General features: G+C 53.4%; 13 protein-coding genes and 1 other annotated feature. Of the genes, 6 read left to right on the forward strand and 7 right to left on the reverse strand.

Annotated features, from left to right (window positions below):
• Positions 1-4 precede the first annotated feature (4 nt).
• Genes PGR10_RS13820 through PGR10_RS13830 form a run of 3 tightly spaced genes read right to left on the reverse strand, consistent with a single transcriptional unit; the run spans position 5 to position 2,222 of the window.
• Positions 5-484 (reverse strand): OmpA family protein, encoded by a 480-nt coding sequence (locus tag PGR10_RS13820; RefSeq protein WP_047066771.1) that lies wholly within the window; start codon positions 482-484, stop codon positions 5-7.
• Between the two features lie 12 nt (positions 485-496).
• Positions 497-1,720, reverse strand: coding sequence for a diguanylate cyclase DgcN (dgcN, locus tag PGR10_RS13825; RefSeq protein ID WP_087858625.1), 1,224 nt, complete (start codon positions 1,718-1,720; stop codon positions 497-499).
• The gene (locus tag PGR10_RS13830; protein ID WP_026612240.1) at positions 1,713-2,222 is read right to left on the reverse strand and encodes a YfiR family protein; all 510 of its coding nucleotides are present in this window, start codon (positions 2,220-2,222) and stop codon (positions 1,713-1,715) included. Before PGR10_RS13830 ends, dgcN begins: the two co-directional genes overlap by 8 nt.
• A 343-nt stretch (positions 2,223-2,565) precedes the next feature.
• On the opposite strand from PGR10_RS13830, the gene aroF reads away from it, so the two are divergent.
• The 3 genes from aroF to PGR10_RS13845 all read left to right on the forward strand — a co-directional run bounded on the left by aroF (position 2,566) and on the right by PGR10_RS13845 (position 5,708).
• Positions 2,566-3,636, forward strand: a complete 1,071-nt coding sequence (gene aroF, locus PGR10_RS13835) for a 3-deoxy-7-phosphoheptulonate synthase AroF (RefSeq protein WP_213793409.1) — start codon at positions 2,566-2,568, stop codon at positions 3,634-3,636.
• Between the two features lie 9 nt (positions 3,637-3,645).
• Positions 3,646-4,767, forward strand: a complete 1,122-nt coding sequence (tyrA, locus tag PGR10_RS13840; protein ID WP_430923638.1) for a bifunctional chorismate mutase/prephenate dehydrogenase — start codon at positions 3,646-3,648, stop codon at positions 4,765-4,767.
• A gap of 68 nt (positions 4,768-4,835) precedes the next feature.
• On the forward strand, positions 4,836-5,708 hold the full coding sequence (locus PGR10_RS13845) for an SMP-30/gluconolactonase/LRE family protein (protein ID WP_045366818.1): 873 nt from the start codon (positions 4,836-4,838) through the stop codon (positions 5,706-5,708).
• On the opposite strand, the gene pheA is transcribed toward PGR10_RS13845, so the two are convergent.
• The 4 genes from pheA to bamD all read right to left on the reverse strand — a co-directional run bounded on the left by pheA (position 5,705) and on the right by bamD (position 8,473).
• Entirely contained in the window at positions 5,705-6,865 is a 1,161-nt protein-coding gene (pheA, locus tag PGR10_RS13850; protein ID WP_045378394.1) for a bifunctional chorismate mutase/prephenate dehydratase, read from the reverse strand. The genes PGR10_RS13845 and pheA overlap by 4 nt on opposite strands.
• Positions 6,866-6,890: 25 nt before the next feature.
• Positions 6,891-7,015: a sequence feature (Phe leader region), on the reverse strand.
• On the reverse strand, positions 6,967-7,014 hold the full coding sequence (gene pheL / locus PGR10_RS13855; RefSeq protein WP_100279143.1) for a pheA operon leader peptide PheL: 48 nt from the start codon (positions 7,012-7,014) through the stop codon (positions 6,967-6,969). It overlaps the preceding feature by 48 nt.
• Before the next feature lie 113 nt (positions 7,016-7,128).
• Positions 7,129-7,464, reverse strand: a complete 336-nt coding sequence (raiA, locus tag PGR10_RS13860) for a ribosome-associated translation inhibitor RaiA (protein ID WP_002914111.1) — start codon at positions 7,462-7,464, stop codon at positions 7,129-7,131.
• A gap of 271 nt (positions 7,465-7,735) precedes the next feature.
• Positions 7,736-8,473 carry an outer membrane protein assembly factor BamD gene (bamD, locus tag PGR10_RS13865; protein ID WP_015370268.1) on the reverse strand — a complete coding sequence of 246 codons (738 nt, stop codon included), beginning with the start codon at positions 8,471-8,473 and terminating at the stop codon, positions 7,736-7,738.
• Positions 8,474-8,604: 131 nt separating this feature from the next.
• Between bamD and rluD the strand changes: the two genes are divergently transcribed.
• From rluD to clpB, 3 genes are all read left to right on the forward strand, one after another.
• A complete protein-coding gene (rluD, locus tag PGR10_RS13870) occupies positions 8,605-9,585 on the forward strand; it encodes a 23S rRNA pseudouridine(1911/1915/1917) synthase RluD (protein WP_047077159.1) in 981 nt (326 codons plus the stop codon).
• Positions 9,582-10,313 carry a purine nucleoside phosphorylase YfiH gene (gene yfiH, locus PGR10_RS13875; protein WP_113374582.1) on the forward strand — a complete coding sequence of 244 codons (732 nt, stop codon included), beginning with the start codon at positions 9,582-9,584 and terminating at the stop codon, positions 10,311-10,313. Before rluD ends, yfiH begins: the two co-directional genes overlap by 4 nt.
• Positions 10,314-10,442: 129 nt before the next feature.
• The gene (clpB, locus tag PGR10_RS13880; protein WP_113374581.1) at positions 10,443-13,016 is read left to right on the forward strand and encodes an ATP-dependent chaperone ClpB; all 2,574 of its coding nucleotides are present in this window, start codon (positions 10,443-10,445) and stop codon (positions 13,014-13,016) included.
• Positions 13,017-13,509: the final 493 nt, after the last annotated feature.

A 13,509-nucleotide genomic window follows, 5' to 3' on the forward strand; every position in this document is an offset into this window, starting at 1 on the left:
GTACTTAAGGCGTGCTGATCACCACGGTAACGCGGCGGTTTTCAGCACGGCCTGCCGCGGTATCGTTGCTGGCGATGGGGTACTTTTTACCTAACCCGCGGGTGGTTAAATTACTGCGCGGAATCTTCGCGCCTTCAGCCCAGGCATCCGCCACGCTGTTGGCGCGCTTTAATGACAGCGCTTCGTTGTAGCTGTCTTCGCCGTAGTTATCGGTATGACCTTCAAGACGGCTATGGGTAATACCGGTTTCAGCTAACCGTGCGGCCATACTGTGGATTTGCTGCTGGCTGTCGGGACGCAGGCGATAGTCGTTTTTGTCAAACAGAATGCTGTCAGACAAACCTAAAGACCAATCACCGGCGGCTTCGGTAAAGCCGTAAGACTTCATTGCCGCGACCTGTTCTTTCGAGAACTTACCTGGCGCCTGGCACCCAGTGAGGAGAAATGCAGCCAGAAGAGTGGGCGCAATAAATTGCCTGAGCATAGTAATTCCTTCTTATTTTTGTGTGTGATGAAAACGCTGGTTTTTCATCCGATACATATTCTGATCGGCCAGTTCCTGCAGCTCCTCCACCGAGGTGTGTTCCCAGGTCAAAGCATAGCCAATACTTAGAGAGAGCGTTGCCGTGTGGCCATTGTGGAGGTTGAATGGCTGAAGAAACTGTTCGGACAGCGTTGCGCAAAGCGCCTGGACTTCGGTTTCTGTATGCACATCGTGCAATAAAATGGCGAATTCATCGCCGCCCAGGCGCCATGCCTGGTGTTGGTCGCCAACGAATGCCATCAGGCGGCTGGCGACCTCAATAAGGACTTTATCGCCGGCGGCGTGTCCCCAGTTATCGTTAATGAGTTTGAAATTATCGCCGTCAAGAAACAGCAGCGCCGAACTATGACGTGCCGCGTCATCGTCCATCAGCTTCCCGATGACGTTGCGAAACGCCGCGCGATTCGCCAATCCCGTTAGTGGATCATGCAACGAGCTGCGCAGCAGTTGCGCATTTTTCGCCTGTAGTTGACGCTGCCAATCCTCCATTTCTCCGAGCAGGCTATTGAAGTCCTGGGCGAAGAGATGGAATTCCTCAATACGCTCTTCCGGTACACGGCGCGAGAAATGGCGGTTTTCGCGGATATCATGTACCACTTCGGTAATACTTTGCAGCGCGGCGACAATACCGCGGTGCAGAGAATGGGTGAGCATCAGGGCGATAACGGACGCCAGCAGAATACTACCGGTCAACACGATCAGCGAAGTACCAAGAAAATGACTGATTAACCGATCGAGCGCTTTCAGACGAAGCTCACCGATTATTTTCCCCTGATGCCAGATTGGCTGGACGGTCGGTTCAGGAAACAGCCATTTACTAATATAACCACTGAATTTTTCGTTTTTAACTAAGGCGTCATTACGCCAATCGGCGAAATGGCGCTGACGGCTGTCCAGCAGCATTGCTTCGGAAAATTGTCCCTGTCTTCCAAGCGTCGCCAGCGTATCTTCTGCGGCGGTAGCATCGCCAAAAACCAGCGCCGCTTCGAGACTGCGGCCCATGGTTGCCGCGGTGAGCTCAAGATTTTTTTGCGCGTACTGTTTTAAAGTGATGACAGAGGCGGCACTGAGCAAAAGCCAGACCAGCGTCATCGAAATCACTACGCTTATCATACTGATTCGGCGTAACGCGTTTTTGAAAGTGGGGCGCGGGGCCTGAGAAAAATCCTTATTCATGTGATTTCTTCCGGGCAAGCATCAGTACGTCCGGATTGACCCGTACACCGCTATGCGTCAGGACATCCAGATTAACGGAAAACCTCACCCTATCGTCATTTATGAGCAAGCAAAAAGCGCTGCCAAAAGAGCAATCGGTATTTTGTTCCGCTATGAGTAATAGAGGACGGGAGCCATATTTTTTTGTTAATGCAGACTGCTGATCCGGGGTTTCGCTGCCGAAATACAAACCGTCGCAGCTGGCCTTTAGGGCTTCCTGTGAATTTCGAACTATCACCGGTTGATAAGGTAAATTTTCCGGCGCTTCCTGAGCCAAACTGCGGATATATCGGGAGGTGGAAAAAACGCATAACTTCGGCGGGCCGGATAAATTTGGCCAGCGCGTATAAGTCACAATCCCCGAAACTATGGCGCGAACGTTCTCAGATGTCTCAGCGGCAAAAGCGGGAACTCCCGCGATGAGCAAAAAGAAAAGCAAAAATAGACGGTAAAACTCTTTCATTAACGGGTCCGTCAAATCGTTATTGCACGGGAAACGCAGTTCGCAGTTGCCTGAGCGGAGAATAGCATTATTGGCAAAAAGCGTCATTAGCTGCCCCGGCCGCTTTGAGATAATCCTTACCAGGAATTTTAGTAAAGGAATGCGTAAAGCGCGGCGGCAAAAAGAGTCTTTCGTTATGTGTACATTTATGTGAACACTTTTCTGCTAATCCAATGTCAATTATTTTGCTGGTGTAAATTAATGTTTACGTAATATGGATTGATATCTTTACTTTATATGGTATGGTTACGTCATGCCCGCTGAGGCAACAACTATCGCAAACGAGCTATACAGGATCGCCATCATGCAAAAAGACGCGCTGAATAACGTACATATTACCGATGAACAAGTTCTGATTACCCCGGATCAGCTGAAAGCCGAATTCCCGTTAACCGTGGAGCAGGAAGCGCAGATCGCGCATTCCCGCCAGACTATTTCCAACATTATTGCCGGCCGCGATCCGCGTCTGTTGGTGGTCTGCGGTCCTTGCTCAATCCACGATCCGGAAGCTGCTATCGAATATGCTCGTCGATTTAAAGCCCTTGCCGCAGAGGTCAGCGATAGCCTCTACCTGGTGATGCGCGTCTATTTTGAAAAGCCACGTACCACCGTTGGCTGGAAAGGGCTGATTAACGATCCGCACATGGATGGCTCGTTTGATGTTGAAGGCGGTCTCAAGATCGCGCGTCGTCTGCTGGTTGATTTGGTCAATATGGGCCTGCCGCTGGCGACAGAAGCGCTCGATCCTAATAGCCCGCAGTACCTTGGCGATCTGTTCAGCTGGTCCGCCATCGGCGCGCGTACCACCGAATCGCAGACTCACCGTGAAATGGCATCCGGTCTGTCGATGCCGGTTGGTTTTAAAAACGGTACCGATGGCAGCCTGGCGACGGCGATCAACGCCATGCGTGCCGCCGCGATGCCGCACCGCTTCGTCGGTATCAACCAGGCCGGCCAGGTTTGTCTGCTGCAGACCCAGGGGAATCCGGATGGTCACGTCATTCTGCGCGGCGGCAAAGCGCCTAACTACGGCCCGGAAGACGTTGAGAAGTGCGAAAAAGAGATGGCGCAGGCGGGACTGAAACCGTCGCTGATGATAGATTGCAGTCATGGTAATTCCAATAAAGACTACCGTCGTCAGCCGGCGGTTGCGGAATCCGTCGTCGCGCAGATCAAAGATGGCAACCGTTCCATCATTGGCCTGATGATTGAGAGCAATATCCACGAAGGCAATCAGTCTTCTGAGCAGCCCCGTTGCGATATGAAGTACGGCGTATCCGTCACCGATGCCTGCATCAGCTGGGAAACTACCGATGCACTGCTGCGCGAGCTCGATTGCGATCTGCGCGGACATCTGGCGGCACGTCTGGGTTAAGAGGATTGTATGGTTGCTGAACTGACCGCATTGCGCGATCAAATTGATGAAGTTGATAAGGCGCTGCTTGATTTGCTGGCAAAGCGCCTGGAGCTGGTGGCGGAAGTTGGCGAGGTTAAGAGTAAATATGGCCTGCCCATTTACGTACCGGAACGCGAAGCCGCGATGCTGGCTTCCCGCCGGGAAGAGGCGGCGGCGCTCGGCGTGCCGCCGGATCTTATCGAGGATGTCCTGCGCCGGGTGATGCGCGAATCGTATTCAAGTGAAAACGACAAAGGCTTCAAAACGCTGCATCCGAATCTGCGCCCGGTGGTTATTGTTGGCGGCGGCGGGCAGATGGGGCGTCTGTTTGAGAAGATGCTGACGCTGTCAGGTTATCAGGTGCGGGTGCTGGAAAAAGAAGACTGGCCGCGGGCGACAGAGATTGTCGCCGATGCCGGGATGGTTATCGTCAGCGTTCCGATCCATACCACAGCAGAGACGATTTCGCGTCTGCCGCCGCTGCCGGCGGATTGCATTCTGGTCGATCTGGCTTCCATCAAAGCCGAGCCGCTGCAGGCGATGCTGGCGGCGCATAACGGCCCGGTATTGGGATTACACCCGATGTTCGGTCCGGATAGCGGCAGCCTGGCGAAACAGGTGGTGGTGTACTGCGACGGGCGTCAGCCGGAAGCGTATCAGTGGTTCCTTGAACAGATTCAGGTCTGGGGCGCGCGACTGCACCGCATCAGCGCCGTTGAGCACGATCAGAACATGGCGTTTATTCAGGCGTTGCGTCACTTTGCCACTTTCGCCTATGGTCTGCATCTGGCCGAAGAGAACGTTCGTCTTGAGCAACTATTGGCGCTCTCTTCGCCGATTTATCGGCTGGAGCTGGCGATGGTGGGGCGTCTGTTTGCCCAGGATCCGCAGCTGTATGCCGATATCATTATGTCGTCAGAAAATAATCTGGCGTTGATTAAGCGCTACTACCAGCGTTTCGGCGAAGCGATTGGCCTGCTGGAGCTGGGCGATAAACAGGCGTTTATCGACAGCTTTCGTAAAGTCGAACACTGGTTTGGCGATTACGCCCAGCGCTTCCAGAGCGAAAGCCGCACGCTGCTGCGTCAGGCGAATGATAATCGACAGTAAGTCCGCTAAACGTGTATACAATAAAGCCAGAGGGGTAACCCGCTGGCTTTTTTTATAGGGATGAAAAGATGGCTCAACCGCAACCGCTGTTTGATTACGTCGGGCACCTGCCGGAATGCCCAACCTGGAGCGATGCCGAACAGGCACTGTACTGGGCGGATATTCTGGAGTGCGAAATTCACCGCTACGATACACGCAGTAAAGAACACCAGGTTCTGCAATTTCCCGAAGAAGTGGGCTGCTTTGCTCTGCGCGAGAAGGGCGGTTTTATCGTCGCATTACGTAGCGGTATCTGGCTTTGTGATGCCCGTGGTCTGCTGCAACGCAAAATCTGTGATAACCCAAGTAACCCGGATCTGGCGCGTTTTAACGACGGCGGCACCGACCGGGATGGCCGTTTTTACGCAGGCACCTTCTGGGGGCCGGGGGATTACAACGGCGCGCTGCTGGTACGGATTGATAATGACCTGACGCCAAAGGTGGTGCAGTGCGATATTCATGGTGCTAATGGTCTGGCGTTTAGCGACGATAAGCGCTGGATGTATACCTCCGATACGCCGAACGCGGTGATTTACCGCACGCCGCTGGATGAGCAGGGCGAGCCGGGCATACGGGAAGTATTTCGTCGTTTCCATCCGGGAGAGGGGATCCCTGACGGTGCGGCGGTTGATGAAGAAGGCTGTTACTGGAGCGCGATGTTTGACGGCTGGCGGATTGCCCGCTTTTCGCCGAACGGAGAACAACTGGAAGAGTATCGCGTGCCGGTGCGTTGCCCCACGATGGTGTGTTTCGGCGGCGCGGACATGAAAACGCTCTATATCACTACCACTCGGGAAAATATGGACGCCGACGAAGTGGCGCAATATCCGCTTTCCGGCGCCATCTTCACCCTGCCGGTTGCGGTGGCAGGGATGAAGAAACGGCAATTTATTGAACGTTAAGCCGGGTCGACCGGCACGACGTTTTCGCTTGGGTAACAGCCCAGTACTTTCATCGAACGGGTAATTTCGGCCAGCTCTTTTAAAGCCTTACGTAGCGGAAGGGATTCCAGGTTGGCCTGAATATCCAGATAAAACATCTCTTCCCACGGGTTACCGTGGATTGGCCGCGATTCCAGCTTGCTCATGATCAGGTTGTGGTTACGCAGCACCAGTAGCGCTTCAACCAGCGCGCCTGCCTGTTGGCCGGTGGCGATTAACAGCGTCGTTTTCGCCGGCACCTGATCGGATACGTTCACCGCTTTACGCGCCAGTACCAGGAAACGAGTGATGTTTTGCGTCTGGTTAGCCTGGCAGTGCTCCAGCACCTGCAGCCCGTACAGCGCGCCGCCGGCCTCGCTACCCAGCGCGGCAACGGTGGGGGATTTTGCTTGCGCGACCTTTTCCATCGCCGCCGAGGTGCTCTCGGTGTACTCGATTTTCCAGTGCGGATAGCGGCTTAAATACTGGCTGCACTGCTGGAACGGCTGCGGATGGCTATAGACGGTCTTGATCTTATCGGCGTCCGTTGAGGAGGAAACGAGCACACAGTGATCGATTGGCAGCGTCAGTTCGCCGACGATCGACAGACTGGTATGCTGCAGCAGATCGTACACATCGTTGATCCCGCCGGAGCTGGTGTTTTCAATCGGCACGACGGCGTAATCGGCCTGACCGGTTTCGACCTGCTCAAAGATATCGGCGAATTTCGCGCAGCCGCTTTCGATAAATTGCTCAAAATGACGCGCGGCGTACTGGCGCGCGGCAAGATGTGAGTACGAGCCTTTAGGCCCCAGGAAGGCGATTCGCGCGGAGTGGGGGTTAATCTTATTAAGATGCTGCTGCAGAAGCGCCTGCTGGGTAAGAACGGAGTCTTCAATAATCAGCTGGAACAGGCGGGTAATGTAGTGGGCGTCCAGATGGTGCTTTTTGCCAAGCGTCATTAAACGCTCCAGCAGGTCGCGTTCGCGGTCGATATCGCGTACCGGACGGTGCGATTCCAGCTTCGCTTTCCCGACTTCCACCGCCAGGCCGCGGCGTTCAGCCAGCAGCGCGAGCAGTTTTTCATCCAGGGCGCTTATTTTGTCGCGCAGGGCCAGTAATGGGTTTTCCTCGGTCATGATTGTGTTGCCTTTCTTGTTATCAATAAAAAAGGCCTCCCGCGTGGGAGGCCTTGTTATTCGTCTTCGCATTCTTTCTTATACGACGAACCGCCTCCCAGTCAGGGGAAGGTAAAAAAGAATGCGAAGAAGAACGGGAGTCGTTTCACGATGAATTCCTTAGGTTAGTGTGGATTACAGTACCTGTACTGTTTTCATCCTGTCAATTAAAAAACGAAAAACGCGCCCGAAGGCGCGTGGCATGACACAACTTAAGTTAAGGATTACTCTTCTTCTTCCACAAAGCCTGCCTCTTTCACCGATGTGGCGGCGCGGCGGGCTTCCCCTTTGTGTTGCACTTTATTCAGCTGCCGTTCCAGCTTGTTGATCAATTCGTTAATGGCGGCGTACATGTCTTCATGACGCGCGCTGGCAACCAGATGACCGTTCGGCGTATTGATGGTTGCGTCAGCAATAAAACCCTGCGGCTCCTTAGAGAGAATGATGTGCGGGTTGATTAAATGAGTTTGCCACTTATCCAGTTTGGCGAGACGGTCTGCGACATGCTGGCGGATTGCCGGAGTAATTTCCATTTGTTTACTGGTAATGTTCATTGTCATAAATTTTACCTCTTGTCTTTCCCGTCTTGGTGAACCCAGCATACCTCGCCCAATGTCAAAATGTGTGATCTAAATCACATTTAAATGTCACTTTTTGTCAACGAATTCATTTTGTGAGACAGGACAGGAACGGATGAGATTTTACTTGTCGAAATGAAGAAAGGGGGCCATATTTGATGAGTTAACTCGGCGCTAAACCGCTTCAGCGCTGGTGTTCATTGAATAAAAAAACGGCAGCCAGGGGCTGCCGTTTTGCTTTCTGCTATCACCCTCAGGTGTTTTTGCCGTTGGCGGCGATGATTTTGGCGACTTTGTCAGCCTGCGCGTTCATTTGCATCTGACGATAGGCGTTTTCCATCTTCGGCAGCGCATCGCGAGTGGCCTGCGTATCCGGGTAGTTACGCAGCATACCGTCAACGCGGTTCACGACGGCAACCCAGGCGCCGCGGTCGGTGTAATAATCCACCACCGATAGCTCATACTTCGCCAGACGGTCTTTCAGGAACACCAGACGCTTGTAGGCGTCAGTGGCGTACTGGCTGTTCGGATAACCGCGAACCAGCTTCGAGAAATCATTGAATGCGTCGCGAGCGTGCTGCGGGTCGCGGTCGGAACGATCGACGCCGAAGAAGCCCTGCAGGGCGCTGTCATCAAGGGCCATGTTAGTCAGGCCGCGCATATAGATGACGTAATCAATGTTTGGATGCGTAGGATTCAGACGAGCGAAACGATCGATTGCGGCTTGAGCCAGCGGCAAATCGGCATTTTTGTAATACGCATAAATCAGGTCCAGCTGTACCTGTTGGGAGTAAGGACCAAATGGATAGCGATTATCCAACGCTTCCAGTTGCGTTATTGCCTGTTTCCAGTTACCGTCCTGCAACTTTTGCTGGGCGGTCGCGTAAATTTCATTCGGCGGATTATCAGGCACCTCCTCCTTTGAGCCAGAGCAACCCACCAAAGCCAGGCTCAGTGTGGCTGCTGCCACCAGGTATTTCATGCGCGTCATGACGTTTTGACTTCCTCAAAATGTTTATGCGGGAGAATCTCTGTTCCTGCTCCCGATTAAGACCAGCTACAATAGCACACTATATTAAACGGCAAAGCCGTAAAACCCAACGTTAAACGAAGAAGCTGTATATGGCACAACGAGTACAACTCACCGCAACGGTGTCCGAAAATCAACTCGGTCAACGCTTAGATCAGGCTTTGGCCGAATTGTTCCCGGATTATTCACGTTCGCGGATAAAAGAATGGATCCTTGACCAGCGCGTGCTGGTAAACGGCAACGTCATCGACAAGCCGAAAGAAAAAGTTTTTGGCGGCGAGGCCGTCTCTATCGATGTTGAGATCGAGGAAGACGTGCGTTTTGAACCGCAGGATATTCCGCTCAATATCGTCTATGAAGATGACGACATCCTGGTCATCAACAAACCACGTGATTTGGTTGTGCACCCCGGTGCGGGCAACCCTGACGGTACTGTGCTGAATGCGCTGCTGCATTACTATCCGCCCATTGCCGATGTCCCTCGCGCGGGTATTGTTCACCGTCTGGATAAAGACACCACCGGCCTGATGGTCGTGGCGAAGACTATTCCGGCGCAAACGCGTCTGGTCGAGTCGCTGCAGCTGCGCGAAATTACCCGCGAGTATGAAGCGGTGGCCATCGGCCATATGACCGCTGGCGGTACGGTTGAAGAACCAATCAGCCGTCACCCAACCAAGCGTACGCATATGGCGGTTCACCCGATGGGTAAACCGGCGGTGACCCATTACCGCATTATGGAGCATTTCCGTATCCACACCCGTTTGCGCCTGCGTCTGGAAACCGGCCGTACCCACCAGATTCGCGTCCATATGGCGCATATCACCCATCCTCTGGTGGGCGATCAGGTTTACGGCGGCCGCCCGCGTCCGCCGAAAGGGGCATCGGACGAGTTCATCAACGCGCTGCGCAAATTCGATCGCCAGGCATTGCACGCGACCATGCTGCGTTTGTATCACCCAATAACCGGCATTGAGATGGAATGGCACGCGCCGATCCCGCAGGATATGGTGGAACTGATCGACGCCATGCGCGCCGATTTTGAAGCCCATAAGGACGATATTGACTGGCTATGACAAAGCTGATTGTTCCGCAGTGGCCTATGCCGAAAGGCGTAGCGGCCTGTAGTTCTACTCGTTTGGGCGGCGTGAGCCTGCCTCCGTATGACTCGTTGAACCTTGGCGCCCATTGCGGCGACGATCTCCTGCATGTCGAAGAAAACCGCCGGCGGATGTTTGCCGCTGGCGGATTACCCTCTTATCCGGTGTGGCTGGAGCAGGTGCATGGCACCACGGTACTAAAATTGGATGGCGGGCCGTACGTGTCAAAACGCGCCGATGCGTCATACTGTAATAGGCCGGGTACCGTTTGTGCGGTGATGACCGCGGACTGCCTGCCGGTGCTGTTCTGTAACCGCGCCGGAACCGAGGTAGCGGCGGCGCACGCCGGATGGCGCGGCTTATGTGAAGGCGTACTGGAAGAAACGGTCGCCTGCTTTAAAGATAAACCGGAAAATATTCTGGCCTGGCTTGGTCCGGCAATTGGCCCAGAGGCGTTTGAAGTCGGTGCGGAAGTACGCGAGGCTTTCATCGCCAAAGATGCCCAGGCGGAGAGCGCCTTCCGTCCTGCCGGTGAAAAATATTTTGCTAATATCTATCAATTGGCTCGTCAGCGTCTGGCTAACGTCGGCGTTGAGCAGATTTTCGGCGGCGATCGTTGCACTCTAAGTGAAAAGGATGATTTTTTCTCTTATCGTCGCGACAAGACCACAGGTCGTATGGCAAGTTTCATTTGGCTGATATAACCTAGAGAATCAAGACGATCCAGAAGGCAAACTTATTTTTCACATAGTTCAGGTCTTTAACCTTGAATAATTGAGGGATGACCTCATTTAATCTCCAGTAGCAAATTTGACCTGTTTATGGGAGGAGTTATGCGTCTGGATCGTCTTACTAATAAATTCCAGCTTGCTCTTGCCGATGCCCAGTCGCTAGCACTCGGGCACGACAACCAATTCATCGAACCACTTCATCTAATGAGCGCCTTGCTGAATCAGGAAGGGGGATCGGTACATCCTTTATTAACCTCGGCGGGTGTTAACGCCGTGGCGTTACGTAGCCAAATTGAACAGGCGCTGAGCCGTTTACCGCAGGTAGAAGGTACCGGCGGCGACGTGCAGCCGTCTCAGGATCTGGTGCGTATTCTCAATCTTTGCGACAAGCTGGCGCAAAAGAGAAAGGATAACTTTATTTCGTCAGAACTGTTTGTTCTGGCGGCGCTTGAATCACGCGGTACGCTGACCGACCTGCTGAAATCTGCCGGAGCAACAACCGCCAATGTGACTCAGGCGATTGAACAAATGCGCGGAGGTGAAAGCGTGAACGATCAGGGTGCCGAAGACCAACGTCAGGCATTGAAAAAATTTACCGTCGATCTGACCGAACGGGCCGAACAAGGCAAGCTGGACCCGGTGATCGGCCGTGATGAAGAGATCCGTCGTACCATCCAGGTACTTCAGCGCCGTACTAAAAACAACCCGGTGCTGATTGGTGAGCCTGGGGTGGGTAAAACAGCAATCGTCGAAGGACTGGCGCAGCGTATCGTCAACGGCGAAGTACCAGAAGGGCTGAAAGGCCGTCGGGTGTTGGCGCTGGATATGGGCGCGCTGGTGGCCGGGGCGAAATATCGCGGTGAATTCGAAGAGCGTCTGAAAGGCGTGCTGAACGATCTGGCGAAACAGGAAGGCAACGTTATCCTGTTTATCGATGAGCTGCACACCATGGTCGGCGCGGGTAAAGCCGACGGCGCGATGGATGCCGGCAACATGCTGAAGCCGGCCCTGGCGCGCGGTGAACTGCACTGCGTCGGCGCCACCACTCTTGATGAATACCGCCAGTACATTGAAAAAGACGCCGCGCTGGAACGTCGTTTCCAGAAAGTGTTCGTTGCCGAGCCGACGGTAGAAGATACCATCGCGATTCTGCGCGGTCTGAAAGAACGTTATGAACTGCACCACCACGTGCAGATCACTGACCCGGCCATCGTGGCGGCGGCGACCCTGTCGCATCGCTATATTGCTGACCGTCAGTTGCCGGATAAAGCCATCGACCTTATCGATGAAGCGGCCTCCAGCATCCGTATGCAGATAGACTCGAAGCCGGAAGAGCTGGACCGTCTCGATCGCCGTATCATCCAGTTGAAGCTGGAACAGCAGGCGCTGAAGAAAGAGGCGGATGAAGCGAGCCTGAAGCGTCTCGATATGCTTAATGAAGAGCTGGCGGACAAAGAAAGTCAGTATTCGGTGCTGGAAGAAGAGTGGAAAGCGGAAAAAGCATCGCTCTCCGGTACGCAGACTATTAAAGCTGAGCTGGAACAAGCCAAAATTGCCATCGAACAAGCACGACGTCTTGGCGACCTCGCGCGGATGTCCGAACTGCAATACGGTAAAATTCCGGAGCTGGAAAAACAGCTGGCGGCAGCCACCCAGTCTGAAGGCAAAACGATGCGCCTGTTACGTAACAAAGTAACCGATGCCGAGATTGCCGAAGTGCTGGCGCGTTGGACCGGCATTCCGGTGGCGCGCATGATGGAAAGCGAGCGTGAGAAACTGCTGCGTATGGAGCAGGATCTACATCATCGCGTCATTGGCCAGGATGAAGCGGTTGAAGCGGTATCCAACGCCATTCGCCGTAGCCGCGCCGGGTTGTCTGACCCGAACCGGCCTATTGGTTCGTTCCTGTTCCTCGGCCCGACCGGGGTGGGTAAAACCGAGCTTTGCAAAACGCTGGCTAACTTCATGTTCGACAGCGACGACGCGATGGTGCGTATCGATATGTCCGAATTTATGGAGAAACACTCCGTCTCGCGTCTGGTCGGTGCGCCTCCGGGATACGTGGGTTACGAAGAGGGCGGATATCTGACCGAAGCGGTCCGTCGTCGTCCTTATTCCGTCATCCTGCTGGATGAAGTGGAAAAAGCGCATCCGGATGTATTTAACATTCTGCTGCAGGTGCTTGACGATGGTCGCTTGACCGACGGGCAGGGGAGAACGGTCGACTTCCGTAATACGGTTGTCATCATGACCTCTAACCTCGGTTCCGATCTGATTCAGGAACGTTTCGGCGATCTGGACTACGGTCATATGAAGGATCTGGTGCTTGGCGTGGTTAGCCAGCGCTTCCGTCCGGAGTTTATCAACCGTATTGATGAAGTGGTGGTCTTCCATCCGTTGGGTGAAAAACATATTGCTTCTATTGCGCAGATCCAACTGCAGCGTTTGTATAAACGTCTGGAAGAACGCGGCTATGAAGTGCATATGTCCGATGAGGCGCTGAAGCTGCTCAGCGAAAATGGCTATGACCCGGTATACGGCGCGCGTCCATTGAAACGTGCTATCCAGCAACAGATAGAGAACCCGTTAGCTCAGCAAATCCTCTCTGGCGAGCTGGTTCCGGGGAAAACCGTCGAGCTGGTGGTGAAAGACGACCGTATCGTGGCAGTGCAGTAAGTCACAAAACGACAAAAACGGGCCCTCAGGGCTCGTTTTTGTTTAAAAACCAGGCAAGAATTAAAGTCCAAACGATGGTTTGGTTGAAAAGTGAGCGCTTGAATTGTTTTTTTGAATTTATGCTTGTCACTTCAGAATTACTCCCTATAATGCGCCTCCACTGACACGGAACAACGGCAAACAAGCCGCCGGGTCAGCAGGGTTTCAGCAGTGAAATACGACGCTGAAAACCGACAGGGAAAAGCGAAATAAGCGCTTGACTCTGAATGAGGAAAACGTATTATACGGGACCTCGCAACGGTGAGCTGAAAGCCGCGTCGCAACTGCTCTTTAACAATTTATCAGACAATCTGTGTGGGCACTCAAAGTGACATGGATTCTTAACGTCCTTGGACGAAAAATGAATACCAAGTCTCTGAGTGAACATACGTAATTCATTACGAAGTTTAATTCACGAGCATCAAACTTAAATTGAAGAGTTTGATCATGGCTC

It is taken from the genome of Klebsiella sp. 141198 (genome assembly GCF_050600785.1).
GTDB classification, from domain to species: Bacteria; Pseudomonadota; Gammaproteobacteria; order Enterobacterales; family Enterobacteriaceae; genus Klebsiella; species Klebsiella aerogenes.